A 25,359-nucleotide genomic window follows, 5' to 3' on the forward strand; every position below is an offset into this window, starting at 1 on the left:
GAATGAGCTTTGCTAAGCTCTATCCATCCTACACCACCCCTCTATTCCCTCGTCATTCCGGGGCTCGCGAAGCGAGAACCCGGAATCCATTCTTCGACGAACTATGCGGCCCCATGGATTCCGGGCTCTCGCCTTCGGCGAGCCCCGGAATGACGATGGAGAGACGCGCGCCGTCATGTCCGGCCACGGTCAGTCGCCGCACCATGCCCGGCACATCGCCATCGATCGCGACCGGCAGGAAATGTTCGGTGCGGCCCTGCCGCTCGCTCTCGATCAGCACCTCGCGCGTCGCGCCGACTTCGGCCCCGAGCCGACGCACCAGCGCAGCTTCGCCTGCCGCGCGCAGCCGCTTGGCGCGCTCCCTGATCGCCTCGCCTGCGACCTGCGGCATCCGTGCCGCCGGCGTGCCGGGGCGCTTCGAATAGGGAAACACATGCAGGAAGGTGAGGTCGCATTGTTCGACCAGATCGAGCGAGCGCGTGAACATATCCTCGGTCTCGGTCGGGAAGCCCGCGATGATGTCGGCGCCGAAGGCGATGTCCGGCCGCAGCCGGCGCACCTGCGCGCAGAAATCGATCGCGTCCTGGCGGGAATGCCGGCGCTTCATCCGCTTCAGGATCATGTCGTCGCCGGACTGCAGCGACAGATGGAGATGCGGCATCAGCCTGATGTCGTCGGCGATGACATCGAGCAGGTCGCGATCGGCCTCGATCGAGTCTATCGACGAGATGCGCAGCCGTCGCAGCTCGGGCACGTGGCGCAGGATCTGCCGGGTCAGCTGGCCGAGCTTCGGCGCGCCCGGCAGGTCGGCGCCATAGCTCGTCAGATCGACGCCGGTCAGCACGATCTCGGCGTGGCCGCGCTCGACCAGCATGCGGACCTGATCGACCACCGCGCCCATCGGCACCGAGCGCGAATTGCCGCGGCCATAGGGGATGATGCAGAAGGTGCAGCGATGGTCGCAGCCGTTCTGCACCTGCACGAATACCCGCGGCAGCCCGCGCGCGTAGCCGTCGAGCAGATGCGGCGCCATCTCGGTCACCGCCATGATGTCGGCGACCGCGACCTTCTCGCTGGCGCCGATATCGAATGCAGCGCGCGTCGCCTGCCAGGCGGCGCCGCGCAGCTTCTCGTCATTGCCGACGACGCGATCGACCTCGGCCATCTCGGCGAATATTTCGGCCTGCGTCTGCGCCGCGCAGCCGGTGACCACGATGCGCGCATTGGGCCGTTCGCGTTTCAGCTTGCGGATCGACTGCCGGGCCTGTGCCACCGCCTCGTTGGTAACGGCGCAGCTGTTGATGACGATGGTGTCGGCAAGTCCCGCCTGCTCGGCCTCGCGGCGGATCACTTCGGATTCGAAGGCGTTGAGGCGACAGCCAAAGGTGACGACATCGACGCCCATAACCGATCCCCAACGCCCTGATCAGGCGACGCTGGCGAACAGCGCCGGATCGAAGCGGCCCTCATATTCGAAATCGGCGGTGCCGGTCATCAGCACGTGATCGTCGCGCTCGCGCCACTCGATGCCGAGCTTGCCGCCGGGCAGCGTGATCTCGACGATCCGGTTGGCGCGCTTCAGCCGCGCCGCCGCGACCGCCGTCGCACAGGCCGCCGAGCCGCAGGCCCGGGTGAGGCCGGCACCGCGCTCCCAGGTGCGGATCGTGATGTGGTCGCGATCCACGATGTGCGCGAGCGTGATGTTGGCGCGTTCCGGGAAGATCGGATGGTTTTCCAGCAGCGGCCCGAACCGTTCGAGGTCGTAGGCGTTGACGTCGTCGACCCAGAACACCGCGTGCGGATTGCCCATCGAGACCACCGAGGGGGAATGCAGCACCGGATTGTCGATCGGCCCGACCTGCAGCTCGATGTAGCGGGTGTCGCGAAATTCCTCAGCCAGCGGAATGTCCTGCCAGCCGAACTTCGGCGCACCCATGTCGACAGTATAGAGATCGGGCGTCGGCCCCTGCCAGCAATTGAGCAGGCCGGCGCGGGTCTGGAACGTTGCCGTGGTCTGGCCAGTCTTCTCGAAGATCCGCCGCACCACGCAGCGCATGCCGTTGCCGCAGGCGCCGGCCTCAGAGCCGTCATTGTTGTAGATCGTGATGTACGCCTCGGTGCCGTCGAGCCGCGGCGGCTGCAGCACCATCAACTGGTCATAGGGCGCTCCGGCCGGCGAGGCCACGGCGCGCGCCTCCGCCGCCGAGACGACTGCCCGACCTGGTGCCTCTGAATCGCGCAGGTCGACGACGACGATCTCGTTGCCGATGCCGTTCATCTTGGCGAATGCGTGATTGGCGAGCGCGCTCATCGATTTTCCCAAATTCTGCCCGGTTATATGGCGAGAGGTGGCCGATTAGCCAGCCTGAATGGCCCTATGACACATCTGTCATGGGACGAATGCAGAACTCGCGTGTTAGGAATATCGCACCTCGCGGACCGTGCGCGCCGGGACAGATCGAGCGGCCGTCTGAGGAAGGGGATGGAGAAATACCAATGAACCGTATCAACACGCTCCGCGCGGCCCTGGTCGCGCTGCTCCCTTTGGCCGCGATCGCACTGGCAAGCCCGGCGCCTGCCCAGTCGCCGTCCGCCTCGCCCGCTCCCGCGGCGAGCCCGAGCCCGACCCCCGCCCCGACCCCGTCGGCAACGCCCGTGCCACCGCCGGCCGAGACCAAGTCGCCGGCTGACAGCCCGGCCGCGTCGCAATCTCCGACGCCGCCGCCGGCCGCCCCGGTCCAGACCGCCGACCCGTTCGGCGAGTCGTTCACCTTGGAGCCCAAGAAGGTCGTGATGCTGAAGGGCACGGCCAATTGGGATTCCGCCTTCGACGCGCTGATCGAGGCGTTCAAGCAGCTCACCGCCCTGCTCGACAAGGACGGCATCAAGCCGTCGGGCAACCCGATGATCGTCTACACCTCGACCGACGACACCGGCTTCACCTTCATCGCGGAAATCCCGATCGATCAGGACGCGAAGAACCTCGGCAAGAACATGAGCATGGGCAATTCGCCCGACGGCAAGGCGCTGAAGTTCGTCCACCGCGGTTCCTACGACAACATGGACAACACCTATGAGGCGATCACCAATCACCTCGACGACAAGAAGCTCGAAGCCAAGGACACCTTCATCGAGGAATACATCACCGATCCGCTGAAGACCGCCGAAGACAAGCTTGTAATCAACGTCTACGTACCCTTGAAGTGAGCCCAATGACCCATCGCCTTCCGTTCGCCGCCGCTCTCCTCGCAACCACCCTGCTCGCTGCACCCGCAATGGCCGATTCCGACTTCCCGCCGGCGATCTCGGTCACCGGCGAGGCCACCGTATCGGCGGCGCCCGACCAGGCGCAGCTCGACGCCGGCGTCACCACGGACGCCAAGACTGCGCGCGAAGCCTCCGACGCCAACAATGTGACGATGGGCAAGGTGCTGGCGGCGCTGAAGGCCGCGGGGATCGCGGAGAAGGACTACCAGACCTCGCGGCTGTCGCTGCAGCCGCAATTCGCCAACCGTCCGCCGTCGTCGCCGAACGCGCCGCCCAGCATCGTCGGCTACCATGCGAGCAACCGCGTCACGATCAAGCTGCATGACGTCAGCAAGGTCGCCGGCGTCATCGACGTCCTGGTCGGCGCCGGCGCCAACGATATCGGCGCGCTCAATTTCTCGGTGTCGCAGGCCTCGAAGCTGCTCGACGACGCACGCGAAAAGGCGATCGCCGACGCCCGCCGCAAGGCCGAGATCTACGCCAAGGCCGCCGGCGTCACGCTCGGCGCGCCGCTGAACATTTCGGAAGTCGGCTCGGCGCCGGTGCCGATGTTCCGCGCCAAGATGGCCACGGCCGGATTCGCCGCGGCACCGACGCCGGTCGCGCAGGGCGAGGAAACCCTGACGGTGAATGTGAGCGTGTCGTGGGCGATCAAGGAGAAATAAGAGTTACTGTCGTCCCGGCGAAGGCCGGGACCCATAACCCCAAATATTGATTGTTGCGCGACGCTGGGGCTGCGCTTCCGTTCGCAACCAAACTCGGTGGTAATGGGTCCCGGCCCCCGTGCGCAATTGCGCACTAGGCCGGGACGACAGCTGCTAAATCTCGAACACCTGCCCCGGCTTCAACGCCACGAATTTCTCGCGCGGCACTTTCGCCGCATCCAACGCCTCGCCGAGCGCGATCGCGGGCGCGTCGATCGCTTCGTCGGTCAATTGGAACGTACCGTGGTGATGCGCCAGCGCCTGGGCGGCGCCGCAATCGGCCAGCGCCTTCACCGCATCCTCCGGGTTCATGTGCTGGTCCTGCATGAACCAGCGCGGCTCATAGGCGCCGATCGGCAGGATCGCGAGCCTTAAGGGTCCGTGCGCGTCGGCCACACGGCGGAAATGCCGGCCGTCGCCGTAGCCGGAATCGCAGACGATGTAGAGCTTGCCGGCCGGCGTCTCCAGCACGAAGCTCGCCCACAGCGCCTTGTTGCGATCGAACAGGCCGCGCGCCGACCAGTGCCGCGTCGGCACCAATGTCGCGGCAACGCCGTTGCCAAGCTCAACGCGCTGGTACCAGTCGAACGCCTCGGCCTTGATCGCGGTGTCGGACGCACGCATCGTGATGTCGTTCCCGAGCGGCGTTACCACGCGAGGGCCGAACGCAGACGTCAGCTTCGAAAGCGTCGCAACGTCGAGATGATCGTAATGGCCGTGCGACACCAGCACGACATCGATCTTGGGCAATTTCTCGAACGCGATGCCGGGATCGTTGTGCCGCTTGGGACCTGCGAAGCTGAACGGCGAGGCGCGCATCGACCACACCGGATCGACCAGGATGTTGAGGCCGCCAGTCTGGATCAGCCAGCTGGCATGGCCGACGAAGCACAGCCGCACCTTGTCGCCCTCGACGCGCGGCGGCGGCGTATCGGCATGGGGGCTTGGCGCCCATTCCGGCCAGACCTCGCGCTTGCGGCGCCCCCCGAACTGCCAACGCAGCACCTCGCCCAGCGATTTCGGCGGCGAACCATCCGGATCAAAGAAGTGCAGGCCGTCGAAGTGATCCGAGACGGGGCCGTCATAGGTTTTCATGTAAGTCATCCAGATCGAGGGCACGCCGATCGCAGCGGCGGCTCCGGTCAAGGTTGCAAGAACGCGGCGGCGGGTGATGGGCAAGCGGGTTCCCGAACAGGAGGCAGGCTCCGCTTATATGGGTGACCGCGGCGAATTCGGAACCAGCTCGGCAAATCGACGTGATTTCAGTATCTTAAAGCTGGAGCTGCGCCGACTGCGGCGAAACTTTCCTTGACTTTGCCGCCCCGGCAGCGTTTAACGCCGCGACTTTCTCGGAAAGCTTCGTCTTTTCGACCCGCCGACTGGTCCTGGAGGCCAGAGGCCCACGCCCGACAGCGCGATGCGCCCTCGGGCGCGAAAGTGTTTGGACCATCGTCTTGGTACACCGTCTTGGCACGGTGCCGAGGCAGACTATGTGGTCATCACGCGCGAACGCGCGGGGATGGCCCGAAGCGAGTGACGCGCGCTCACGGGCGCAACGAAGGACAACGGCATTGTTCGACAATCTGTCGGAACGGCTTGGTGGCATTCTCGATCGTCTGACGGGGCGCGGTGCGCTGACCGAAAAGGACGTCGATGCCGCGATGCGCGAGGTGCGCCGCGCGCTGCTCGAAGCCGACGTCGCGCTCGAGGTGGTCCGCAGCTTCATCGACCGGGTCCGCGAGCAGGCGATCGGCGCCACCGTCGTCAAGTCGGTGACGCCGGGCCAGATGGTGGTCAAGATCGTCCATGACGAGCTGGTCGCCACGCTCGGTTCCGACGGCCAGACCATCGACATCAACTCCGTGCCGCCGGTGCCGATCATGATGGTCGGTCTGCAGGGCTCCGGTAAGACCACCACCACCGCCAAGCTCGCACGCCGCATGGTCCAGCGCGACAAGCGCAAGGTGCTGATGGCCTCGCTCGACGTCTACCGCCCGGCGGCGATGGAGCAGCTCGCGGTGCTCGGCCGCGACCTCGACATTCCCACGCTGCCGATCGTCGCGGGCCAGATACCGCCGCAGATCGCGAAGCGCGCGCTCGAAGCCGGCAAGCTCGGCGGCTACGACGTCGTGCTGCTCGACACCGCCGGCCGCACCACGCTCGACGAAGACATGATGAAGGAGGCGGCCGAGATCAAGGCCGCCGCCAACCCGCACGAAGTGCTGCTGGTTGCCGACTCGCTCACCGGCCAGGACGCGGTCAACCTCGCGCGCGCGTTCGATGAACGCGTCGGCCTCACCGGCATCGTGCTGACGCGCGTCGACGGCGACGGCCGCGGCGGCGCCGCGCTGTCGATGCGCGCAGTCACCGGCAAGCCGATCAAGCTGATCGGCACTGGTGAAAAGACCGACGCGCTGGAAGACTTCCATCCGAGCCGCATCGCCGGCCGCATCCTCGGCATGGGCGACGTCGTCTCGCTGGTCGAAAAGGCCGCCGCCAACATCGACGCCGAGAAGGCCGCGCGCACCGCCGAGCGCATGCGCAAGGGTCAGTTCGACCTCAACGACATGCGCGAGCAGCTGCAGCAGATGGCCAACATGGGTGGCATCGGCGGCCTGATGGGCATGATGCCCGGCATCTCCAAGATGAAAAACCAGATCGCGGCCGCCGGCATCGACGACAAGATTCTGAAGCGCCAGGTCGCGATCATCGATTCGATGACGCGGCAGGAGCGCAAGAACCCCGATCTGTTGAAAGCGAGCCGCAAGAAGCGCATCGCGGCGGGCGCCGGCCAGAGCGTCGAACACGTCAACAAGCTTTTGAAGATGCACCGGAACATGGCCGACATGATGAAGGCCATGGGAAGCGGCAAGCGCGGCCCGCTGGCCGGCATCGCGCAGGCGATGGGCTTTGGCGGCGGTATGAAGCCGCCGTCGCCGGAAGAGATGAAGGCGCTCGCCGAGAAGATGCAGGGCGGCGCCGGCGGCGGCCTGCTCAATCTGCCGAAGGATCTGCCGGCCGGGCTGCGCGGCGGCCTGCCGAACGTGCCGGGCCTGACCGGGCTTTCCGGCAAGCCGATGCTGCCGGGCCTCGGCGGCTTTCCGGGCAAGAAGAAATGAGGAATTCGTCGCGACGGCTCAGATGCCGGCGCGACGCGGAATGCCAATCAATCGAACACATCGACCTTTGAAGGAGAACTGAATGTCCGTTGTTATCCGCCTCGCTCGCGCAGGCACCAAGAAGCGTCCTGTCTATCACGTCGTCGTCGCCGACTCGCGCTTTCCGCGCGATGGCCGCTTCATCGAGCGTCTCGGCCACTTCAATCCGCTGCTGCCGAAGGACAACGAGGCCCGCCTGAAGCTCGACATGGAGAAGGTGAAGGCCTGGCTCGCCAAGGGCGCGCAGCCGTCGGATCGCGTGACCCGCTTCCTCGACGCCGCCGGCGTCAAGAAGCGCGCGCCGCGCAACAACCCCGAGAAGGCCGTGCCACGCAAGGAGCGCAAGGCGCAGGCCGAAGCCGCCGCCAAGGCCTAAGCTGAACGGCGACCACGGTGGCTGCCCCGGTCTGTGTCGCCCGTATCGGCGCTGCGCATGGCGTGCGCGGCGCCGTCCGGCTGTGGACCTTCACCGAAGATCCGCTGGCCGTCAGGGATTACGGCCCGCTGATGACCAAGGACGGCGCGCGCCAGTTCGAGGTCATGCATGCGCGCGAGGCCAAGGACCATCTGGTGGTGACGCTGAAGGGCGTCGCCACCCGCGATGACGCCGAACGGCTCAACGGCCTCGAGCTCTACGTGCCGCGCGACCGGCTGCCGGACACCGATGACGGCGAGTACTACCACACCGATCTGATCGGGCTCGCTGCGGTGACGACGGCAGAGCAGCCGCTCGGCAAGGTGATCGCGATCCATAATTTCGGCGCCGGCGACATCATCGAGATCGCCCCGCCGCAGGGCGCGACGATGCTGCTGCCCTTCACCAATGCCGTGGTGCCGACGGTCGATCTTGCCGGCGGCCGCGTCGTGATCGACATGCCGCAGGAAATCGACGGCGACGATCCGTCGGCCGCCTGACCTGCAATCACCCTCAGCCCGTCATCCGGCCCTGTTGCTCGAGCCAATCGCAGAACACCGCGCTGTGCGGATCGTTGCTGCGCCCCGCCGGAAAATAGGCGAAATAGCTCCGCGCCGGCAGGCTGATGGCAGGAAACGGCGTCACCAGGCGGCCCCCCGCGAGATCGTCCGCGATCAGCGCGGTCGGTCCCATCGCGACGCCGAGGCCATCGAGCGCGGCCTGGATCGTCAGGTAGAAATGATCGAAGGTCAGCGCCGCTGCCGGCTCGAGCGCGGAGTGCCCCGCTTCAGTCAGCCAGTCGCGCCACAGCCGCGGCATCGAGGTGACATGCAGCAGCGTGTGCCGTGAGAGGTCCGCGATCTCGTGCAGCGGCAATTGCTCCAGCAACGACGGACTGCACACCGGCAATCTTCGCTCCGACACCAGGAAGCGGGACGAGAAGCCGTGAAACGTATCCGGCCCGCCGCGGATCACGACGTCGAAGGATTCAGGCAGCGCGTCGACCGGATCATTCGACGTGCTCAAGCGCACCTCGATATCCGGATGCTCGGCGCGAAACCGGCTCATCCGCGGCAGCAGCCAGCGCAGGCTGAAGGTCGCGAGCGCATTGACGCGCAACACCGCGACAGCGGCATCGCCGCGCCGCTCGCGATGCTGCTGCACGGCCGCGGAAATCCGGTCGAGCGCCGGCGCGAATTCCGCAAGCAAGGCCGCGCCCGCCGGCGTCAACACCACGCGACGCACCGAGCGCCGGAACAGCGCCGGCGCACCCAGCCATTCCTCGAGCAGGCGGATCTGCTGGCTGACCGCGCCATGAGTCACACTGAGCTCGGCAGCGGCTTCCTTGAAGCTGCCGAGCCGTGCGGCGGCCTCGAAGGCACGGACCGCATTGAGCGGCGGCAGGCTGCGGCGTGGGACGAACATGTCCACCTAATACCAGATTTTCTAACGCATGATCCGATTATTACTGATTTGTGACAAGCGCTTTGCCGACGCATAGTGCTTGCAAGCTTCTTGTATTTCTTCTCTTTCCGGAAATCTCTCCCGATGCCCAGCTGCGCAAACTTTAGATTTTCTGGCTCCGGACGGCTGCAATGAGCGTATCCGCCGAAGCCGGCGCATCCTCCTCCGGCAGCGTCAGGGCAACCCGCACGCTGACGGTGACCGGGCTCAACCATGCCCTCCACGACGGCTATACCGACCTCATCTACGTGCTGCTGCCGGTCTGGCAGGCCGAATTCGCGCTGAGCTACGGGCTGCTCGCGCTGCTGCGCGGGCTCTATGCCGGCGCGATGGCCGGCTTGCAGATTCCAGTCGGGCGGATCGCGGAGCGGATCGACGGCAAGATCATCCTGATCGCGGGCACCGCACTATCGGCGCTCGGCTACGTGTGCGCGGGATTCTCCGGCGGCGTGATCGGACTTGGCCTGGCGCTGGCGCTCTCCGGCGCCGGCTCGAGCACGCAGCATCCGATCGCATCCGCTGCGGTGTCGCGCGCCTATGGCGCGGGTGCGCGCGGGCCGCTCGGCATCTATAATTTCTCGGGCGATCTCGGCAAGGCGGCGATCCCGGCGCTGACCTCGATCCTGCTGGTGATCATGTCGTGGCGGCACACGCTGCTGGTGCTTGCCTTGGCGGGCCTCCTGGTCGCGGCCTGCATCGCGCTCTGGATGCCGACGGTCGGCAAGGGCGCCGAGCACAAGCCAACCGCCACATCGCGCCACGAAGGTGCGGGCCGCGGCTTCCATTGGCTGCTCGCGATCGGAATTCTCGACACGGCGGTGCGGATGGGCTTTCTCACCTTCCTGCCGTTTCTGTTGCGCGACAAGGGCGCCGCGCTGCCGACCAACGGTCTCGCGCTGGCACTGGTGTTCATCGGCGGCGCCGCGGGAAAATTCAGCTGCGGCTGGCTCGGCGCGCGCGTCGGCACGCTGCGCACCGTGCTGATCACCGAAGGCGGCACGGCAGCGCTGATCATTGCGGTGCTGGTATTGCCGCTGGCGCCGGCGATCGCGCTGCTGCCGCTGCTCGGCGTGATGCTCAACGGCACCTCCTCGGTGCTCTATGGCACGGTGCCCGAGCTGACGCCGCCGCATCAGACCGAACGCGCCTTCGCGTTGTTCTACACCGGGACGATCGGATCGGGCGCGATCGCGCCTGTTATCTACGGCCTGCTCGGCGACGCACTCGGTCCGACACTGGCGACGGCTGCAACCGCGCTGACGGCACTGGCGATCTGTCCGCTCGCGGTGGCGCTGGCGCGGCATCTCGCCGGCGAAACTAACACGCGCAGCGCCGACGCCTGACGCCGCATTTTGCAGCGTCGATCTGGCGCGGTCGCGTCCGCGCAGTACATAGTCCGTTGTCGATGAGGACGGCCAACGGAAAGCAAAACAATGACAAGCACGCACAAGGCCTGGCGGCTGCACGCCCATAATGACCTCCGCTTCGAGGATGTGCCGACACCGAAGCCCGCACCCGATGGCGTCGTGGTCCGGATCGAAGCCGGCATGGTGCTGTCCTACACCAATAAGCTGCTGTCGGGCGCGCTGCCCTACAGCCTGCCGCCGATGCCGTTCGTCCCGGGCACCAACGCGATCGCGCGCGTCGTCACGACCGGCGAGAACGTCACGCATGTGCGGAGCGGCGACCGCGTGTTCCTCAGCCCGCATCTGCGCGGCGACGTGCCGGATCGTGATCCGCCGCAGATCCTGATCGGCCTCACCGCGACAGTGACGACGCCGGAGGCGTTCGCGTTGCAGGCACGCTGGCGCGACGGCGTATTTGCGGAGATCGCGCATTGGCCGGCCGCCTGCGCCACGCCGCTCACCAATCTCGACGACAAGCCGGCAACCGAGCTGATCGGATTGGCAAAGCTGATCGTGCCGTTCGGCGGCTTGCAGCGCTCCGGCCTGCGCGGCGGACAGACCATCATCGTCAACGGCGCGACCGGCTATTTCGGCTCGGGCGGCGTGATGCTCGCGGTCGCGATGGGCGCAGGCCGCGTCGTCGCCGTCGGACGCAAGCAGGCCGCACTCGAGCAATTGCGCGATGCATTCGGCCCGCGGGTCATTCCCGCCGTCGTGAGCGGCGATGCATCGGCCGATCTTCAGACCATCCGCCGTGCCGCCGGCGGCAGCACCGATGTCGCACTCGATTTGCTCGGCGCCGCGAAGAGCACCTCGACCACGCTGTCCTGCCTGCGCGCGCTCAAGCGCGGCGGCCGCATGGTGCTGATGGGCAGCGCCGAAGTGCCGCTTGAACTGTCCTTCCGCGAGATGCTGGCCAATGACTGGGAGGTGGTCGGGCAGTTCATGTACGATCGCACTGCGCCGGGCCAGCTTGCCGCCCTCGCCGCCGAGGGCGTGCTCGATCTGCGCAAGATCAACGTCGCGACCTTCGCCCTCGCCGACTTCCGCCGTGCGGTGGACGCGGCCGCGATGATGCAGAGCCTCGATCTGACGGCCGTGGTGCCGTAACCCGCAATCAAAAGACAACATTAAATTTAGGCAAGGTCGCAACCGGAATGCCGACAAATGCTTGCGCCGGATTCCCGGCTCAGGCACGCTGTGGTTGTTTGAGCAAACTTGTACCAACCCTCCGCGACGCGCTGGATTTCGTCCATCGTTGATCTTCAGGCATCAGAGACATTCAATGTTGCGCAGCCCTGTCTTCGCGACCATCGCTCTCCTTGCGACGGTCGGCCCCCTTTCGGCCCAGACGCCGGCCCCATCACCACCAGCGGCTGCAGCGCCTGCCGCTGAAACGCCGAACAGCCCGGAACCGATGGAAGACGCCCAAACCGGCGATCACTGGACCTACCAGGTGCGGGACGACATTACCGGCGACATCAAGTCGACCACCACCTACACCGTGACCGACGCCTCGGCTTCGGAGATCAACATCCGCTTTTCGTTGCTCGGGAATCCGGTCGTTGGCTACCAAACATTCGACCGAACCTGGGATCTGACGAACAATGGCATCTGGCGATTTTCGCCCAATGATGGCACCGGCATCCGGCCGCCGCTTACGGTGGGCAAGAGCTGGTCATTCAAGAACACCGCGCTCAACACCAAGGCCGGTAACAGCCTGAAGCGCTCCGGGACGGCCAAAGTTGTCGCGCAGGAAAGCGTGACGACCAGCGCAGGCACGTTCGACACTTTCAAGATTGAAACCACCCTACAGGAAGACAACGCCGCTGACGCAACCAAGAAGCTGCAATTCGTGCTGGAGACCTGGTACGCGCCTGCCATCGATCATTGGGTCAAGCGCAGCTCGATCACGCGTTCGGACGGACGAATCCGGGACAAGAGCACGGCGGAGCTGGTCGATTATGGCCGACGCTAGATCAGCCGCTGGATTGATACGCCATACGGACCGCGCCGATCGCCGGCCATTTGGACGAGGGAAAGTTATGCTCCGCTACGCCGCCATTGCAGCGATTGGCCTGTTCGCCAGCCAGGCCTCAGCACAACAATCGCCGGGTGGCGCCGAAGCGACAGCTGCACCGTCGTCGACTGCCAAGCCGGCCGTCGTCATGGAAGAGCCGTTGCCGGGCGACTTCTGGACCTACGAGACGAGGGATGAGATCAGCGGCACCGTGAGCGGCGTTCGCAACAACCTGGTGACCGAGGTGACCCCTACCGAAATCAGCGTCCGCTACAGCGTCAAGGACAAGCCGATCGAGGGGCTTTATGTCTACGATCGATCCTGGAATCTGAAGAGCTCGGATTCCTGGACCTACCGACCGCATGAGGGCATCGGAATCCATGCGCCGTTGAAGGTCGGCGCGACCTGGCACTCCGAAGGTGACAACGTCAACACCAGCAATGGCAGCACCTGGAAGAACGCCGTCCACTCCAAGGTCGTTGGTCAGGAATCTGTGGTCACGAAGGCCGGCGTCTTCGAGACATTCAAGATCGAAACCACCATTTCCAGGCGCCCGACCAACGATCCGACTCGAAAGGTCGAGATTGTCGAACAATCCTGGTACGCGCCGGCGGTCGATCATTGGGTCAAGCGCACGTCCGTGACGCGCAGCAACAACCACGTGATGGCGAGCAACTCCATGGAGCTGGTGGAATACGGCCGCAAGAAATAGCCCGGCCCCGCTGAGTTCGCGCTGCTCCGGCGGACCGAACGTTGATGCAGAGCCTCGACCTCACGGCCGTGGTGCCGTAACCAGAGGCCATGACATCGCAAGAGACCCCGGCCGAAGCGACACCATGGCGCGCCACCGTACTGACCCTGTTCCCGGACATGTTTCCGGGGCCGCTCGGCGTCAGCCTGGCCGGCAGGGCGCTGGCGTCGGGCCTCTGGGCGCTGGAGGCGCACGATATCAGGGCGTCGGCGACCGACAGGCATCGCAGCGTGGACGACACGCCGGCAGGCGGCGGTCCGGGCATGGTGCTGCGCGCCGACGTGCTGGCGGCGGCGATCGACGCCGCTGACGTCGCCCCAGGCCGGCCGCGCCTGCTGATGAGCCCGCGCGGTCGGCCATTGACCCAGACCCAGGTCATGGAACTTGCCGCCGGGCCCGGCCCCCTGATCGTCTGCGGCCGCTTCGAGGGCATCGACCAGCGGGTGATCGAGGCGCGGGGGCTCGAGGAGGTCTCGATCGGCGATTATGTGCTGTCCGGCGGCGAAATCGCCGCGATGACCCTGATCGACGCCTGCGTCCGCCTGCTGCCGGGGGTGATGGGGAAGCTGGCCTCGGGAACCGAGGAGAGCTTCTCCGAAGGACTACTGGAATACCCCCAATACACCCGTCCGCAGGAGTTCGAGGGCCGCCAGATCCCGGAAATCCTCGTTTCCGGCGATCATGCCAAGGTCGCGGCCTGGCGGCTGGCCCAATCCGAGGCCCTCACGGCGGCCCGGCGGCCCGATCTCTGGGCCAGGCGTGCCGGCCAAAAAGCCGCGCCGCGACGGACAAAAAACACGACAGACGGGTGACAAACCCTGCGCTTTGCCTTATAGGCACGGCCTAATCCGCACACGCGCAGGATAGATGGACGTTTGCGCAGCCCGCCAAAGGCTGGGCGCGCCGCCGATGGAGATTTCGATGAACCTTATTCAGCAGCTCGAAAAAGAGCAGTTCGACAAGCTCGCCGCCACCAAGACCATTCCGGAATTCGGGCCCGGCGACACCGTCATCGTCAACGTGAAGGTGGTCGAAGGCGAGCGCACCCGCGTGCAGGCCTATGAAGGCGTTTGCATCGGCCGTTCCGGCCAGGGACTCAACGAGAGCTTCACCGTGCGCAAGATTTCGTACGGCGAGGGCGTCGAGCGCGTCTTCCCGGTGATGTCGCCGATGATCGACTCGATCAAGGTCGTGCGTCGCGGCAAGGTGCGTCGCGCCAAGCTCTATTACCTGCGCAACCTGCGCGGCAAGTCGGCCCGCATCGTCGAGAAGCAGGACCGCCAGACCGCCGTCGGCGAGTAAACGTTTCCCTTAAAAGGGGATGTGACCAAAAGCGCGGGGCCTGCCCCGCGCTTTTTCGTTGCGGCATACCTATCTGACGTAGCACCCCGCGCATCGATCGATTGTCGCGGGCGCGAGCCCTGTGTTAGAAATTTAGAATGGTTCCGGATCAAGCAAACCAGTGCTGCCCAAGTCAGACCTGCAAGCGCGTCGTGATCGACGATCGCTCGCGGCTGCCCGGCCGCTTCTTCGGGCGGTTTGCGACGTCGGCAACGTCTGAGCTTAGACGCGCAGCGTAACGCTGCCTGGACGCTTTCGCCTGCTCGCGCGCTCAAGACGCGCTCACACCATTCAACACTGAATTTCTTCTGGAGCTGAAGCTCATGTCAAGACCGACCACGCTGTACGACAAGATCTGGAACGACCATCTGGTCCATGAGGCCGAGGACGGCACCTGCCTGCTCTACATCGATCGCCATCTGGTGCACGAGGTGACCTCGCCGCAGGCGTTCGAAGGCCTGCGCGCCGCCGGCCGCAAGGTGCACGCGCCCGAGAAGACGCTCGCGGTCGTCGACCACAACATCCCGACCACCGATCGCTCGAAGCCGAACCCCGACCCCGAGAGCATCGAGCAGATGCGGGTGATGGCGGAGAACGCCAAGGAATTCGGCATCGAATATTACAACGAGTTCGACAAGCGTCAGGGCATCGTCCACGTCATCGGCCCGGAGCAAGGCTTCACGCTGCCCGGCACCACCATCGTCTGCGGTGACAGCCACACCTCGACGCATGGCGCGTTCGGCGCGCTCGCGCATGGCATCGGCACCTCAGAGGTCGAGCACGTGCTGGCGACGCAGACGCTGATCCAGAAGAAGGCCAAGAACATGCGCGCGATCGTCGACGGCAAGTTGCCCGAAGGCGTGACCGGCAAGGACATCATCCTGGCGATCATCGGCGAGATCGGCACCGCCGGCGGCACCGGCTACGTGCTGGAATATGCCGGCGAGGCGATCCGTGCACTGTCGATGGAAGGCCGCATGACGGTCTGCAACATGTCGATCGAGGGCGGCGCGCGCGCCGGCCTGGTGGCGCCCGACCAGAAGGCGTTCGACTTCCTGCGCGACCGCCCGAAGGCGCCGAAGGGTGCCGCCTGGGATGCCGCGATGCGCTACTGGGAGACGCTGCGCTCCGACGAGGGCGCGCATTTCGACCACGAGCTGCGGCTGGACGCGGCCAAGCTGCCGCCGATCGTGACCTGGGGCACCAGCCCCGAGGACGTCATCTCGATCACCGGCTTCGTGCCGGATCCGGACAAGATCGCGGACGAGGCCAAGCGGCTCTCCAAGCATCGCGCGTTGAAATATATGGGCCTGACCGTCGGCACCAAGATCACCGACATCAAGCTCGACCGCGTCTTTATCGGCTCCTGCACCAACGGCCGCATCGAAGACCTGCGCGCTGCTGCGAAGGTCGCCGAAGGCAAGACGGTCAACGCCAACGTCAACGCGATGATCGTGCCGGGCTCGGGCATCGTGAAGGAGCAGGCGGAAGCCGAAGGCCTCGACAAGATCTTCATTGCGGCCGGCTTCGAATGGCGCGAGCCGGGCTGCTCGATGTGCCTGGCGATGAACCCGGACAAGCTGAAGCCGGAAGAGCGCTGCGCCTCGACCTCGAACCGCAACTTCGAGGGCCGCCAGGGCTTCAAGGGCCGCACCCATCTGGTGTCGCCCGCGATGGCCGCGGCCGCCGCGATCGCCGGTCACTTCGTCGACGTCCGCGACTGGCGGTAAGGCAAGCGCGGTTTTTGCCTCAAGCTCGAGCCGTTGCGGAAACGGCTCGTTAACGGCGCGCACGCACACTGCCTCCTTGCGAAACAAGCCTTCGCTGGGAGTGCGTGCCGTGGCCGACAAACCCGAATTCGTCGATATGATCAGCGAGGCGACGCGGCAGAAGCACCGCCGTCGCGGAGCAGCGCGCATCATCGATCCGCTTCCCGAGGTCAAGGAGACCTCCCGCCTCAGCCATTGGCCGCCGGAGCGGTGGACGCAATGGCGGATGGAGAACCTGACGCCCTGGAAGATCAAATCCTGGAAGCTGAAAAACTGGGATTAGCCTGAAAAGTGAACGGGCGCCGCGAGGCGCCCGCTGTCGTTTTCAGGCGTCACCAGTAGACCCGGTACGGCCGCCAATAGTGCCGGTGATGCCACCACGGCCGGCAGATTCGGCGCGGCCCGTAATAGGTCCAGATCACCCGGCAACGATGGTGATGGTAATAGGCCGGGTAATAATAGGGATAGTAGGACGATCCGTAGAAGTAGCGGCGATGGTGGAAGTGCCGCCGGTAATAGGGCCGGTAGCCGTAACGGTAACCGCCGCCATGGAAACGGTGGTAGCCACCATAATGGCGATGGAAGCCGCCATAGCGATAGCCGCCGTGAAACGCCGGCGCGGCGCGGAAGCCGCCACCATGGAAGCCGCGGAAACCGCCGCCATGGAAACCACCGCCGTGAAATCCACCGCCGTGGAAACCACCGCCATGAAATCCGCCGCCGCCGTGACCGCCGCCACCGCCATGCCGAACCTGGGTCGTCATGGCATCGGCCGCAGATTTTGCCGCGGGCACGGTGCCCGGGCTCGCCACCGACAGCGCTTCGGCGCGTTGCTGCGAGGCGATCGACAATGCCAAGACCGCGGCCGCCGCAACACCGAGACGGCGCAGCAGCCCGCACCGCAAAGTGCTCTCCCTCATCTCTGATCCTCCCTGACAACAGCGATGACAGCCGCGCTGCATGGCAGCCGGTCGCATTGCGTTCATTGCAGTCGCTCCCGGCACGACGCTAGAAACGCGCAACTGAATGCGCCATGAACGCGCAAGGCGCGTGCGGCAAAAAGTCCGGAGGGGAACGTCGGTGACTGTCTATGTGATCGTGCAACTCAAGATGACCGACCGCGCCGCTTATGATCGGTATCAGGCACGCTTCTTCGATGTGTTCAGGAAGTTCAACGGGCGGCTGCTGTCGGCCGACGAACATCCCGCGGTCCTTGAAGGCAATTGGGACCGCGACAAGCTGGTGCTGATGTCATTCCCTGACGAGGCGGCATTCCGCGCCTGGTCGGAATCGCCCGAATACGTCGAGATCTCCCGGGATCGCAAGGCCGGTGCGCAAGGCATTGTGCTGCTAGCGAAGGGCTTTGCACCATGACACTGCCGAAGCGGCTCCGATTGGAGCCGCTCTCCTGTTGCGCCATTTGTGCCGCGCATCGTGCGACGTGGTTCGTCACCAGTACGGGCCGAACCCGAAGCCAAAGGTGAACGGCGCCGGCGCCGCGTAGGGGTAGGGCTGATAATAATAAGGCCGTCCATAGTAATAGGAGCCGTACGGCCGATAGGCCGGATAGGGCTGGTAGTACGGTCGGTAATAGGAACGGTAGCCGCGGTGATAATGGTGGCGGTGGTGATGGTAATGGCGATGATGGCGCTGGGCGCTGAAGTCCGTCGCCTTGCCCGCTTGCCCTTGTGCCGCAGCCTGCGGCTTGGCTGATGCCGCGGCCTTTGCCGAGGCCGGCGCCGTCAACGCGAATGCACAAGCGACAGCGGCAACACCGATCCATCTCATCATGATCAACTCCTGCAGATTGCGATCGAGATCATCTCGCGCGCGCGAATCTGCCGGTTTGATGGCTGAGAACGACGACAGGCCCGCTGCTCACGGGCCTGTGTCTCAACTGCGCTGATACGCCGCGCGATCAGCGGCGCCAGTGGCGGCGATGGCCCCAGCCACGGTGATGCCCGCGATGCCAGCCGCGGTGCCAGCCATGACCACGACCATGGCCATAGCGTACCTGCGTGGTGGTCTGGTTCGCATTGTCCTGAACCGTTGCGGCGGTGCCTGGCGTCGTGAGCGACATCGCGCTCGCGCGCTCGGCCGGCGCCGCCAAGACCAGCACGGCACCGATCGCCGCAAGCCCCAGAACCTTCATCACCTTCATGCGCTAATCTCCTTGATTGCTGGATGTCACGTCCTGCAACGACGACTCGCATTCGAATCGACCCCCGTTGCCGCGACGCAGATCGCAAGCACAATGCGGATGACGTGAGCGGGAAGTGAATAACTGCGCCACGATGATGAATGCCGCTGACGCGCTCAGGTTCCGCCGCAGCGCGTGATTTTTCGCGCGCTCGCGAAACCCGGCATCGGCTACCGTCGTATCTTGCGTGTTTCTGTTGCCGGAGATTGCCGTGATGCAATCGAACGTGAGCGGCCACCTGACATCTGCCGTAGGCACTGCTGTACAGGTTCCGGCAGACTCATCAGCAACGAGGCGACGCTTCGGATACCTCGCGCTGCTCGCGTCGGCGATCTGGCTGGTATCCGACATCGCAGCGGCATCGCAAGGCCCGGGCACCGGCACTGGCACCGCCGGCCCGCTGACGCGGCTCGCCATGGCCATCATCGTCTATGGCGCATCGGCGCTCGTGGTCGGTGCCGGACTGATCCGCGCGCTACGCAAATGACCCGAAATGTGCGCCGCTTCGGACCATGCTCTAGCCGCGCTTGTACTGCCGCAGCCGGAAGGCGAGCGCGATGTAGAGACAGCCGAAGAAGATCGCAAACCAGGCAATCATCCAGACTACCGCCAGAGCACCGGCGCCTGGCTGCACCATCAGAATGACGCCGAAGGCAATCGACAGGATTCCGTTGAGGATGAGCAGCCATTCGTTCTGCAGCACGCTGCGCAGCGCGATGGCGCCCCAGATCTGGGTTGCACCGATGACGATGGCCCAGGCGGCGATAAACATCAGCAGCACGACCGTGGTCATTCCGGTGTACCAGAACGCCACCACGCCGGCGAGGATGCTGGCGATGCCGCTGAGGCCCAGCCACCAACGCGGGCCGGCGTCGCCGCCGGAGGCGTTGAGGGCAGCCCATATCGCAATCACACCGTCGCTCAGCGCGTAGGCGCCCCACAGCCAGGTCAATGTGATCAGCGTCAGGCCGGGCCAAATGATCGCCAGAATGCCAAAGGCGACGGCGGCCAGGCCGCGCAACAGCAGAAGCCACCAATTATCCGCGAGTGAGCGCAACAGTCCAGGAAGAGGAAGATCGTTCCCCGGTCCGCTCCGAGCATGCGTATCAGCCATCATACGTCTCCATCGGGTTCTATCGGAGGCGCTTGCCGTTGCGGCAATCGCCTCCGTTGGGAAGCGATTCAGTTGGCGTATTCGAACGCGGGCGATGCCTTCAAGGCGTCCTTGGTCGCGCCGGGCAGGATCAGCTTTTCGCCATCCAGCTTGAACTGCGAGACCGGAACGGCGACGTTGTGCTTGGCGACCGCCAGGAACCCGCCGGCATTGATGATGGCGTAAGAGACCGACTTGTCGGGCGTGACGATGATGTCCTCGATCGCACCGATGCGCTCATCCATGTTGTTGTAGACCGGATGCCCCAGGATCAGACGCTTGGCGCTCCAGCCGACCGTCACGTCGCGCAGTTCGCCGTAACTGACGCCGAGCAGCGTCGATCCGGCGACTTGTGCCAGGGCAACGACCGGCATCGTCAAACCGATGCCGACGATGAAAACCATAATCCTACGCTTCATGAGAATCTTCCCGATGTGGTCACGTTGGTTATTGACCGGATCGGGGCCCAGTTGACGGGCCCCGCACAGCAGCGATGGGTTATTTCGCCGAAGCCGCGTCGGCATCCTGGCGGGCAAGCCAAGCCTCGAGCGAAGCCTCCTCCGCCTCGTCGAGGGCGGCGACGGCAACGTCCGAAGCGGCTGCGGCATACCGTTCGGCCTTGGCGGCGCGATCCTGCAGCTTGCTGAGTTCGCGGTTCGCCTTCCATTCGGCGATCCTGTCGCCGGTGGCGGTCTTCTTCTGATCGGCCCACTCCTTGATGTCGGCCTGAGCGGCCGCGATCTTGCTGCGGCCTTGTTCGACGCGCTTGTGAACCCGGTCGAGATGGCTCTGCACGTCCTGCTCGACGTGTGCCGCCTTGCCGCTGATCTTTGCCTTCAGACCCTCCAGGCCGCTGTCGGCCATGGTGAGCTTTTGCCGAAGATCTTCGCAGAACTGATCGATGCGTTCGCCCATTTTGAGCCTCCTGTCACGAGTCGGGATCGCAATCAGGAGTAGACGGCCGCGCGGTTCGCGAAACGGTTGGATCCGGCCAAACAACCGGTGCCATCCGGCCAATCGTTCGGCCGATCAGGCCGGCATCGCGGCTTTGCCGGAAATATTCCTGTAGGCTTGCGGTGCCGCGTTGGTCCAGCGGCGGAACGCCTGCCTGAAATTGGCGGCATCGCTGAAGCCCAGCGACTCCGAGATGGCCTCGACGGTCAGGTCGGTATCGCGCAGATATTTGATGGCCATGTCCATTCGCAACTGATCCACCAACTCGCGAAACGACGTGCCCTCCTCGCGCAGCTTCCGTCGCAGCGTGCGCTCGCCCATGTTTACGTCGTGGGCGATCTGAGCAAAGTTGAGCGGTCGCATCAGATTGGTCAGGAGGACGCGCCGGACCTTGCCGGCGACCCCGGCGCCAAGCTTGAGCTCATCCATCAGATGATCGCACAGCCCGACCACCGTCGCGTAGGTGATCTCGTTCCCAAGCCTTGGCGTGCCATCGAGCCAGGTCGCGTCAAACACGATCCGGTTGTCGGGTTGGCCGAACGACACCGGACATCCAAAGACTTCCGGATACTTCGCCGCATCGTCGGGCCGAGGGTATGTCACGTGGAGCTCTCTTGCCGCAAACGACGAGCCCATGACGTCGCGCTGAAGCGAGATGCAAATGCCGAACTGCGTTTCCAACACGAACCTGTAGAGGGAGGCATCCATGCGCGAATGCGGCATCGGATTGATGGTCCAGACTCCGCAACCGCCCTCTTCCTTGAAATGAAGTTCGGCGAGCGGCGTCGCGAGCTGATGGTACTTCTCGGCAAACTGCATGGTCTGGCGATAATCCATGCTGCTGAGGATCGCGAACCCATACATCCCATATGCCGAGAGATGAAACCGCAAGCCCGCGTGATATGAGAAGTGAGGATCGTGCGAGAGCCTGTCGGCGTTGCGGTAGCCCTCAATCACCTGATTGAGCGAGATCCGCGTCGCGGGCGAGGAGATTGCCTCACTGGAGAGGTGCACGCCTGCAAGCGCATCCCGCGCAGGGATTCCCTCCGCGGCCAGCGCGTCGATGATCATGGCGAGCTTGATGACCGGGTAAACCTTGTCGTCCGGGCCCGGCGGGATCATCGCGGCATCGGCCAAGCTGACGCCCAAGTCCTAGCCCGGCCGCCAGAAGCAGTTCATGCGCGGCGTGATCACGGTGCCGCTCGGCCGGTGCTCCTGCACATAGGTCGCGGTGCAATCGCGCACGGCGTTCGGACCGGGATTGTAGCGCGGGATCACATCCGGTTCCCAATGATCGGGCCGGGAGCGGTAGATCGGTACGCGCCTCAACCGGCGGTGCTCGACCACCCGCTCGCGTGCGACCGGCGCCGTCTCACCGATGCGCGCTTCAGCCGCCGCACTCTGCGCCCGGGCCCCTTCGGCCGGAAGCAGGAGCCCGACTGATGCTGCCAACAGCGCTGCCGCCACGATCCTTTTCATCACGCCACCCGAGCCCCGATTATCGGCCGCACGGTCTCCCATTGCGCCGCCAAGGTCAACTGCACTGGCGCCGCCGATAGCACTCGCGCTAAAGGAGTGTCATGTGGACCACAGCAAAGGCCCCCTCGCTGGCCGAGATGGAAGCCATGGCGCACGAGATTTTCGAGCGCCTGCCTCGGACGTTCCGGGCCCTCTGCGAGGGCCTGATCATCCGTGTCGACGACTTCCCGACCGACGAGGTGCTCGACGAGATGCAGGCCGAGAGCGAATTCGACTTGCTCGGCCTGTTTCACGGCATCGGCCTGCCGCAGCAGAGCCATGGCGACGTGGCCCGGCTGCCCAACCTGGTCTGGCTCTACCGCCGGCCGATCCTCGACTATTGGGCGGAACACGACGAGACCCTCGGCCACATCGTGCGCCACGTGCTGATCCACGAAATCGGCCACCATTTCGGCCTCTCCGACGCCGATATGGAGGCGATTGAGGCCGATGCGGGGTAAAGCGTTTTCGAGCGAAGTGGCCCCCGGTTCGCGTGAAGAAAACGCGTCAAAACAAGAATCTGGAGCCCGTTCCGCTCCATCGGAGCGGAATGGGCTCCAGCTTTGCAGAAATGAGCCTTTTACCGCTGTCACATTCGCGATAAACAACCGGCCCGTATCCCCTAGTTTTTGCCCGGGAAGAGCACCGATGGACAAGTTCACCACGCTGGAAGGCGTCGCGGCACCGCTGAAGATCATCAATGTCGACACCGACATGATCATTCCGAAGCAGTACCTCAAGACCATCAAGCGCACCGGCCTTGGCAAGGGGCTTTTCTCCGAGCAGCGCTACAAGGATGACGGCAGCGAGAACCCCGATTTCGTCCTCAACCAGTCCGCCTATCGCAATGCGAAGGTGCTGGTCGCCGGCGACAATTTCGGCTGCGGCTCGAGCCGCGAGCACGCGCCCTGGGCGCTGCTCGACTTCGGCATCCGCTGCGTGATCTCGACCTCGTTCGGCGACATCTTCTACAACAACTGCTTCAAGAACGGCATCCTGCCGATCCGCGTGTCGCAGGAAGACCTCGACAAGCTGTTCGACGATGCCGAGCGCGGCGCCAACGCGACGCTGACCATCGACCTCCCCAGCCAGGAGATCCGCGGCCCCGACGGCGGCAAGGTCAAGTTCGAGATCGATCCGTTCCGCAAGCACTGCCTGATCAACGGTCTCGACGACATCGGCCTGACGATGGAGAAGAAGAAGTCGATCGACAGCTTTGAAGCCAAGCTCAAGGAGCGTGCCTGGGCTTGAGCTCGGCGCATGATCATCGCGCCCCGGTGCCGTCAGGCGCCGGGGCTTTTCTTTGCAGCGCTACCCGTTCGCACACCAGTGATAGCTGACGCGCATGCTGCCTGACATCGTCACCTTCTGGCACGGTTCGATGGACGCGCTGCGCCGGACCTGCCTGCGCTCGCAGCTGGCGGCCGGGCACAAGGTCACCGTCTATAGTTTCGATCCCGTCCCCGGCCTGCCCGATGGCGTCGGCAATGCCGCAGCCGAAGCGGTGTTGCCATATGCGTTCTCGGAGAGGCTGCGTCCGGCCGAGCCGGACGGTTCGTGGCGCGACTGGACCATCCTGCAATTCAGCGACTTCTTCCGGATGCGGCTGATGAAGCAGCGCGCCGGCCTCTGGCTCGATGCCGATGTGCTGTTGCTCAAGCCCGTCGAGATCGACCCGGCAAAGCCCTATTTCGCCTGGGAGCGGCCGCGGCAGCTCGGCAACTCCGTGCTGTATCTGCCGCACAACGATCCGATCGTGCGCGCCTTCGAAGCGCTGATGCAGCAGGATGAGCTGACGCCGGACTGGCTGGCGCTGCGTCACCGCCTGACCTTCGCGATGCGCCGGCTGCGTGGCAAATCCAATCGCCTCTCCGACATCCGTGTCGCGATCTTCGGCCCGGCCGCGCTCACCGCGCTCGCGCGCCGCGAAGGCGAACTACAGCACGCGCTGCCGAAGCAATCGTTCTACGCGGTGCACGCCGAACCAAAACTGTTCTTCGAGCCGTCGGATTTTTCGCGCTATTTGAACGATCCGGGCATCATCGGCCTGCACATCTCGCCGAAGGGACGCGGCAAGGAGGCGCCAATCCCGGGCAGCCTCTATGCCTGGGCGGCGGAGAAGTTCGGCAGCTGACGCTCTCACTGCTGCACCCTCTCCCCTTGTGGGAGAGGGTCGCTTCGCACAGCGAAGCGGGGTGAGGGGTTCTCTCCACACGGGAGAATCTCGCAAGCGGAGACAACCCCTCATCCGGCGCTTCGCGCCACCTTCTCCCACATGGGGAGAAGGGAAGATCACCTGCCGCTAATGCCCCAACGCAGCGATCGCATCCGCGATCGCGATCGTGCGCTTGGCCATCTCGGCGTGCAGGCGCTCGACCATGCGGCCGTCGAGCTGGATCGCGCCGCGCGAGACGTTCTCCGGCTGTGCGAAGGCTGCGATGATCTTGCGGGCCTCGGCGACTTCGGCCTCCGGCGGCGTGAAGATCGCGTTGCACGCGTCGATGTGGCTCGGGTGGATCAGCGTCTTGCCGTCGAAACCGAGATCGCGGCCCTGCGCGCATTCCTCCGCGAAGCCGTCGATGTTGCTGATGTCGCCATAGGGGCCGTCGAGGATCTCGAGCCCGTGTGCGCGGGTCGCGAGGATGCAATGCGTGATCATCGGGATCATCGCCGCGCGTCCCGGCTTCATCCGGATCCGGGTTTCGCGCGCGATATCGTTCGGCCCGAACACGAAGCCGGCGAGCCGGATTTCGGAATCCTTCGATGCGGCCGCGAGCTTGTCGGCGTCGAGCACCGCGCGTGCGGTCTCGATCATGGCCCAGACCCGGATCGAGGCAGGAGCATTGATGTCGCTGAGGCGATCGGCGACAGCGTTGAGGTCGTCCACGGTGGAAATCTTGGGAACCAGGATGCCGTCAGGCTGCGCCTTGCCGGCCATGCCGATGTCGTCGACCCACCAGGGCGTATCGAGCGCGTTGATGCGGATCAGCACCTCGCGCTTGCCAAAACCCCTGGCGGCGACCGCCTTGGCGATCTGCTCGCGGGCGACGGCCTTGGCGTCGGGGGCAACGGAATCCTCCAGATCGAGGATAATACCGTCGGCGGGCAGCGTGCGGGCCTTCTCCAGCGCCCGTGCATTCGATCCCGGCATGAACAACAGGCTGCGGCGCGGGCGGATCATCGGCATTCTCCTGCGGGGCTTGGGCTCCGCCGCTGTCCATTGTTTGGGCATCGTGGCA

At 65.0% G+C, this 25,359-nt stretch carries 30 protein-coding genes and 1 pseudogene; 18 read left to right on the forward strand and 13 right to left on the reverse strand.

Annotated features, from left to right (window positions below):
* Nucleotides 1–160: 160 nt before the first annotated feature.
* Nucleotides 161–1,405, reverse strand: a pseudogene (gene mtaB, locus JQ507_32375) (tRNA (N(6)-L-threonylcarbamoyladenosine(37)-C(2))-methylthiotransferase MtaB).
* Between the two features lie 21 nt (nucleotides 1,406–1,426).
* A complete protein-coding gene (locus JQ507_32380) occupies nucleotides 1,427–2,311 on the reverse strand; it encodes a diaminopimelate epimerase (protein ID QRI69502.1) in 885 nt (294 codons plus the stop codon).
* Nucleotides 2,312–2,496: 185 nt separating this feature from the next.
* Between JQ507_32380 and JQ507_32385 the strand changes: the two genes are divergently transcribed.
* Both JQ507_32385 and JQ507_32390 read left to right on the forward strand, forming a co-directional pair.
* Complete coding sequence (locus JQ507_32385; GenBank protein QRI69503.1) at nucleotides 2,497–3,207, forward strand: GyrI-like domain-containing protein; 711 nt, start codon at nucleotides 2,497–2,499, stop codon at nucleotides 3,205–3,207.
* Nucleotides 3,208–3,212: 5 nt separating this feature from the next.
* A complete protein-coding gene (locus JQ507_32390) occupies nucleotides 3,213–3,932 on the forward strand; it encodes an SIMPL domain-containing protein (GenBank protein ID QRI69504.1) in 720 nt (239 codons plus the stop codon).
* A 153-nt stretch (nucleotides 3,933–4,085) separates the two neighbouring features.
* Here the strand turns inward: JQ507_32390 and JQ507_32395 are convergent, their stop codons facing one another.
* Nucleotides 4,086–5,150, reverse strand: a complete 1,065-nt coding sequence (locus tag JQ507_32395; GenBank protein QRI69505.1) for an MBL fold metallo-hydrolase — start codon at nucleotides 5,148–5,150, stop codon at nucleotides 4,086–4,088.
* A 392-nt stretch (nucleotides 5,151–5,542) separates the two neighbouring features.
* Between JQ507_32395 and ffh the strand changes: the two genes are divergently transcribed.
* The 3 genes from ffh to rimM all read left to right on the forward strand — a co-directional run bounded on the left by ffh (nucleotide 5,543) and on the right by rimM (nucleotide 8,044).
* Nucleotides 5,543–7,090: a signal recognition particle protein gene (gene ffh, locus JQ507_32400; protein QRI69506.1), complete on the forward strand. Its 1,548-nt coding sequence runs from the start codon at nucleotides 5,543–5,545 to the stop codon at nucleotides 7,088–7,090.
* A gap of 82 nt (nucleotides 7,091–7,172) precedes the next feature.
* A complete protein-coding gene (rpsP, locus tag JQ507_32405; GenBank protein ID QRI69507.1) occupies nucleotides 7,173–7,505 on the forward strand; it encodes a 30S ribosomal protein S16 in 333 nt (110 codons plus the stop codon).
* A gap of 17 nt (nucleotides 7,506–7,522) precedes the next feature.
* On the forward strand, nucleotides 7,523–8,044 hold the full coding sequence (gene rimM, locus JQ507_32410) for a ribosome maturation factor RimM (protein QRI69508.1): 522 nt from the start codon (nucleotides 7,523–7,525) through the stop codon (nucleotides 8,042–8,044).
* Nucleotides 8,045–8,057: 13 nt separating this feature from the next.
* Here rimM and gcvA read toward each other — a convergent pair whose 3' ends face one another.
* Nucleotides 8,058–8,969, reverse strand: a complete 912-nt coding sequence (gene gcvA / locus JQ507_32415; GenBank protein QRI69509.1) for a transcriptional regulator GcvA — start codon at nucleotides 8,967–8,969, stop codon at nucleotides 8,058–8,060.
* Nucleotides 8,970–9,139: 170 nt separating this feature from the next.
* Here gcvA and JQ507_32420 point away from each other — a divergent pair, with 170 nt between their 5' ends.
* The 8 genes from JQ507_32420 to JQ507_32455 all read left to right on the forward strand — a co-directional run bounded on the left by JQ507_32420 (nucleotide 9,140) and on the right by JQ507_32455 (nucleotide 16,578).
* Nucleotides 9,140–10,351: an MFS transporter gene (locus JQ507_32420; GenBank protein ID QRI69510.1), complete on the forward strand. Its 1,212-nt coding sequence runs from the start codon at nucleotides 9,140–9,142 to the stop codon at nucleotides 10,349–10,351.
* A gap of 90 nt (nucleotides 10,352–10,441) precedes the next feature.
* Nucleotides 10,442–11,524 (forward strand): zinc-binding dehydrogenase, encoded by a 1,083-nt coding sequence (locus JQ507_32425; protein ID QRI69511.1) that lies wholly within the window; start codon nucleotides 10,442–10,444, stop codon nucleotides 11,522–11,524.
* Nucleotides 11,525–11,699: 175 nt separating this feature from the next.
* Nucleotides 11,700–12,392: a hypothetical protein gene (locus JQ507_32430; GenBank protein ID QRI69512.1), complete on the forward strand. Its 693-nt coding sequence runs from the start codon at nucleotides 11,700–11,702 to the stop codon at nucleotides 12,390–12,392.
* A 67-nt stretch (nucleotides 12,393–12,459) separates the two neighbouring features.
* A complete protein-coding gene (locus JQ507_32435; GenBank protein ID QRI69513.1) occupies nucleotides 12,460–13,146 on the forward strand; it encodes a hypothetical protein in 687 nt (228 codons plus the stop codon).
* Nucleotides 13,147–13,235: 89 nt separating this feature from the next.
* Entirely contained in the window at nucleotides 13,236–13,997 is a 762-nt protein-coding gene (trmD, locus tag JQ507_32440; GenBank protein ID QRI69514.1) for a tRNA (guanosine(37)-N1)-methyltransferase TrmD, read from the forward strand.
* Nucleotides 13,998–14,106: 109 nt separating this feature from the next.
* The gene (gene rplS / locus JQ507_32445) at nucleotides 14,107–14,487 is read left to right on the forward strand and encodes a 50S ribosomal protein L19 (GenBank protein QRI69515.1); all 381 of its coding nucleotides are present in this window, start codon (nucleotides 14,107–14,109) and stop codon (nucleotides 14,485–14,487) included.
* A gap of 362 nt (nucleotides 14,488–14,849) precedes the next feature.
* Complete coding sequence (gene leuC, locus JQ507_32450) at nucleotides 14,850–16,256, forward strand: 3-isopropylmalate dehydratase large subunit (protein QRI69516.1); 1,407 nt, start codon at nucleotides 14,850–14,852, stop codon at nucleotides 16,254–16,256.
* Nucleotides 16,257–16,365: 109 nt separating this feature from the next.
* Nucleotides 16,366–16,578, forward strand: a complete 213-nt coding sequence (locus JQ507_32455) for a hypothetical protein (GenBank protein QRI69517.1) — start codon at nucleotides 16,366–16,368, stop codon at nucleotides 16,576–16,578.
* 49 nt (nucleotides 16,579–16,627) lie between these two features.
* Here JQ507_32455 and JQ507_32460 read toward each other — a convergent pair whose 3' ends face one another.
* Nucleotides 16,628–17,215, reverse strand: a complete 588-nt coding sequence (locus tag JQ507_32460) for a hypothetical protein (GenBank protein QRI69518.1) — start codon at nucleotides 17,213–17,215, stop codon at nucleotides 16,628–16,630.
* Between the two features lie 160 nt (nucleotides 17,216–17,375).
* Between JQ507_32460 and JQ507_32465 the strand changes: the two genes are divergently transcribed.
* A complete protein-coding gene (locus JQ507_32465; GenBank protein ID QRI69519.1) occupies nucleotides 17,376–17,669 on the forward strand; it encodes a DUF1330 domain-containing protein in 294 nt (97 codons plus the stop codon).
* A gap of 75 nt (nucleotides 17,670–17,744) precedes the next feature.
* Here the strand turns inward: JQ507_32465 and JQ507_32470 are convergent, their stop codons facing one another.
* Both JQ507_32470 and JQ507_32475 read right to left on the reverse strand, forming a co-directional pair.
* Nucleotides 17,745–18,086: a hypothetical protein gene (locus JQ507_32470; protein ID QRI73649.1), complete on the reverse strand. Its 342-nt coding sequence runs from the start codon at nucleotides 18,084–18,086 to the stop codon at nucleotides 17,745–17,747.
* A 127-nt stretch (nucleotides 18,087–18,213) separates the two neighbouring features.
* Nucleotides 18,214–18,456 carry a hypothetical protein gene (locus tag JQ507_32475; GenBank protein QRI69520.1) on the reverse strand — a complete coding sequence of 81 codons (243 nt, stop codon included), beginning with the start codon at nucleotides 18,454–18,456 and terminating at the stop codon, nucleotides 18,214–18,216.
* A gap of 253 nt (nucleotides 18,457–18,709) precedes the next feature.
* On the opposite strand from JQ507_32475, the gene JQ507_32480 reads away from it, so the two are divergent.
* Nucleotides 18,710–18,982 (forward strand): hypothetical protein, encoded by a 273-nt coding sequence (locus JQ507_32480; GenBank protein QRI73650.1) that lies wholly within the window; start codon nucleotides 18,710–18,712, stop codon nucleotides 18,980–18,982.
* A 30-nt stretch (nucleotides 18,983–19,012) separates the two neighbouring features.
* On the opposite strand, the gene JQ507_32485 is transcribed toward JQ507_32480, so the two are convergent.
* The 5 genes from JQ507_32485 to JQ507_32505 all read right to left on the reverse strand — a co-directional run bounded on the left by JQ507_32485 (nucleotide 19,013) and on the right by JQ507_32505 (nucleotide 22,081).
* Nucleotides 19,013–19,609, reverse strand: coding sequence for an HdeD family acid-resistance protein (locus tag JQ507_32485; GenBank protein ID QRI69521.1), 597 nt, complete (start codon nucleotides 19,607–19,609; stop codon nucleotides 19,013–19,015).
* Between the two features lie 68 nt (nucleotides 19,610–19,677).
* A complete protein-coding gene (locus JQ507_32490; protein ID QRI69522.1) occupies nucleotides 19,678–20,067 on the reverse strand; it encodes a PRC-barrel domain-containing protein in 390 nt (129 codons plus the stop codon).
* Nucleotides 20,068–20,146: 79 nt separating this feature from the next.
* A complete protein-coding gene (locus JQ507_32495) occupies nucleotides 20,147–20,563 on the reverse strand; it encodes a hypothetical protein (GenBank protein QRI69523.1) in 417 nt (138 codons plus the stop codon).
* A 114-nt stretch (nucleotides 20,564–20,677) separates the two neighbouring features.
* Nucleotides 20,678–21,739, reverse strand: coding sequence for an AraC family transcriptional regulator (locus tag JQ507_32500; protein QRI69524.1), 1,062 nt, complete (start codon nucleotides 21,737–21,739; stop codon nucleotides 20,678–20,680).
* A 15-nt stretch (nucleotides 21,740–21,754) separates the two neighbouring features.
* Nucleotides 21,755–22,081 carry a hypothetical protein gene (locus JQ507_32505; GenBank protein ID QRI69525.1) on the reverse strand — a complete coding sequence of 109 codons (327 nt, stop codon included), beginning with the start codon at nucleotides 22,079–22,081 and terminating at the stop codon, nucleotides 21,755–21,757.
* 101 nt (nucleotides 22,082–22,182) lie between these two features.
* On the opposite strand from JQ507_32505, the gene JQ507_32510 reads away from it, so the two are divergent.
* The 3 genes from JQ507_32510 (at nucleotide 22,183) to JQ507_32520 (ending at nucleotide 24,254) form a co-directional block, all read left to right on the forward strand.
* Complete coding sequence (locus tag JQ507_32510; protein QRI69526.1) at nucleotides 22,183–22,581, forward strand: metallopeptidase family protein; 399 nt, start codon at nucleotides 22,183–22,185, stop codon at nucleotides 22,579–22,581.
* Nucleotides 22,582–22,768: 187 nt separating this feature from the next.
* Nucleotides 22,769–23,371, forward strand: coding sequence for a 3-isopropylmalate dehydratase small subunit (leuD, locus tag JQ507_32515; protein ID QRI69527.1), 603 nt, complete (start codon nucleotides 22,769–22,771; stop codon nucleotides 23,369–23,371).
* Between the two features lie 94 nt (nucleotides 23,372–23,465).
* Nucleotides 23,466–24,254 carry a hypothetical protein gene (locus tag JQ507_32520; GenBank protein QRI69528.1) on the forward strand — a complete coding sequence of 263 codons (789 nt, stop codon included), beginning with the start codon at nucleotides 23,466–23,468 and terminating at the stop codon, nucleotides 24,252–24,254.
* Between the two features lie 168 nt (nucleotides 24,255–24,422).
* Here the strand turns inward: JQ507_32520 and JQ507_32525 are convergent, their stop codons facing one another.
* Nucleotides 24,423–25,301, reverse strand: a complete 879-nt coding sequence (locus JQ507_32525; GenBank protein ID QRI69529.1) for a CoA ester lyase — start codon at nucleotides 25,299–25,301, stop codon at nucleotides 24,423–24,425.
* Between the last annotated feature and the right edge of the window lie 58 nt (nucleotides 25,302–25,359).

Source organism: Bradyrhizobium sp. PSBB068 (assembly GCA_016839165.1).
In the GTDB taxonomy this organism is placed as follows: Bacteria; Pseudomonadota; Alphaproteobacteria; order Rhizobiales; family Xanthobacteraceae; genus Bradyrhizobium.

What these genes read in the sequence shown, in the direction of transcription:
- gcvA (QRI69509.1), bottom strand. Translation starts at nt 8,969, where the DNA reads ATGTTCGTCCCACGCCGCAGCCTGCCGCCGCTCAATGCGGTCCGTGCC.
- JQ507_32510 (QRI69526.1), top strand. Translation starts at nt 22,183, where the DNA reads ATGTGGACCACAGCAAAGGCCCCCTCGCTGGCCGAGATGGAAGCCATG.
- JQ507_32475 (QRI69520.1), bottom strand. Translation starts at nt 18,456, where the DNA reads ATGAAGGTGATGAAGGTTCTGGGGCTTGCGGCGATCGGTGCCGTGCTG.
- JQ507_32480 (QRI73650.1), top strand. Translation starts at nt 18,710, where the DNA reads ATGCAATCGAACGTGAGCGGCCACCTGACATCTGCCGTAGGCACTGCT.
- JQ507_32460 (QRI69518.1), bottom strand. Translation starts at nt 17,215, where the DNA reads ATGAGGGAGAGCACTTTGCGGTGCGGGCTGCTGCGCCGTCTCGGTGTT.
- JQ507_32490 (QRI69522.1), bottom strand. Translation starts at nt 20,067, where the DNA reads ATGAAGCGTAGGATTATGGTTTTCATCGTCGGCATCGGTTTGACGATG.
- leuC (QRI69516.1), top strand. Translation starts at nt 14,850, where the DNA reads ATGTCAAGACCGACCACGCTGTACGACAAGATCTGGAACGACCATCTG.
- JQ507_32525 (QRI69529.1), bottom strand. Translation starts at nt 25,301, where the DNA reads ATGATCCGCCCGCGCCGCAGCCTGTTGTTCATGCCGGGATCGAATGCA.
- JQ507_32520 (QRI69528.1), top strand. Translation starts at nt 23,466, where the DNA reads ATGCTGCCTGACATCGTCACCTTCTGGCACGGTTCGATGGACGCGCTG.
- JQ507_32485 (QRI69521.1), bottom strand. Translation starts at nt 19,609, where the DNA reads ATGGCTGATACGCATGCTCGGAGCGGACCGGGGAACGATCTTCCTCTT.
- rpsP (QRI69507.1), top strand. Translation starts at nt 7,173, where the DNA reads ATGTCCGTTGTTATCCGCCTCGCTCGCGCAGGCACCAAGAAGCGTCCT.
- JQ507_32385 (QRI69503.1), top strand. Translation starts at nt 2,497, where the DNA reads ATGAACCGTATCAACACGCTCCGCGCGGCCCTGGTCGCGCTGCTCCCT.
- JQ507_32425 (QRI69511.1), top strand. Translation starts at nt 10,442, where the DNA reads ATGACAAGCACGCACAAGGCCTGGCGGCTGCACGCCCATAATGACCTC.
- JQ507_32390 (QRI69504.1), top strand. Translation starts at nt 3,213, where the DNA reads ATGACCCATCGCCTTCCGTTCGCCGCCGCTCTCCTCGCAACCACCCTG.
- JQ507_32435 (QRI69513.1), top strand. Translation starts at nt 12,460, where the DNA reads ATGCTCCGCTACGCCGCCATTGCAGCGATTGGCCTGTTCGCCAGCCAG.
- rplS (QRI69515.1), top strand. Translation starts at nt 14,107, where the DNA reads ATGAACCTTATTCAGCAGCTCGAAAAAGAGCAGTTCGACAAGCTCGCC.
- JQ507_32430 (QRI69512.1), top strand. Translation starts at nt 11,700, where the DNA reads ATGTTGCGCAGCCCTGTCTTCGCGACCATCGCTCTCCTTGCGACGGTC.
- JQ507_32505 (QRI69525.1), bottom strand. Translation starts at nt 22,081, where the DNA reads ATGAAAAGGATCGTGGCGGCAGCGCTGTTGGCAGCATCAGTCGGGCTC.
- JQ507_32420 (QRI69510.1), top strand. Translation starts at nt 9,140, where the DNA reads ATGAGCGTATCCGCCGAAGCCGGCGCATCCTCCTCCGGCAGCGTCAGG.
- JQ507_32380 (QRI69502.1), bottom strand. Translation starts at nt 2,311, where the DNA reads ATGAGCGCGCTCGCCAATCACGCATTCGCCAAGATGAACGGCATCGGC.
- leuD (QRI69527.1), top strand. Translation starts at nt 22,769, where the DNA reads ATGGACAAGTTCACCACGCTGGAAGGCGTCGCGGCACCGCTGAAGATC.
- JQ507_32470 (QRI73649.1), bottom strand. Translation starts at nt 18,086, where the DNA reads ATGATGAGATGGATCGGTGTTGCCGCTGTCGCTTGTGCATTCGCGTTG.
- JQ507_32495 (QRI69523.1), bottom strand. Translation starts at nt 20,563, where the DNA reads ATGGGCGAACGCATCGATCAGTTCTGCGAAGATCTTCGGCAAAAGCTC.
- trmD (QRI69514.1), top strand. Translation starts at nt 13,236, where the DNA reads ATGACATCGCAAGAGACCCCGGCCGAAGCGACACCATGGCGCGCCACC.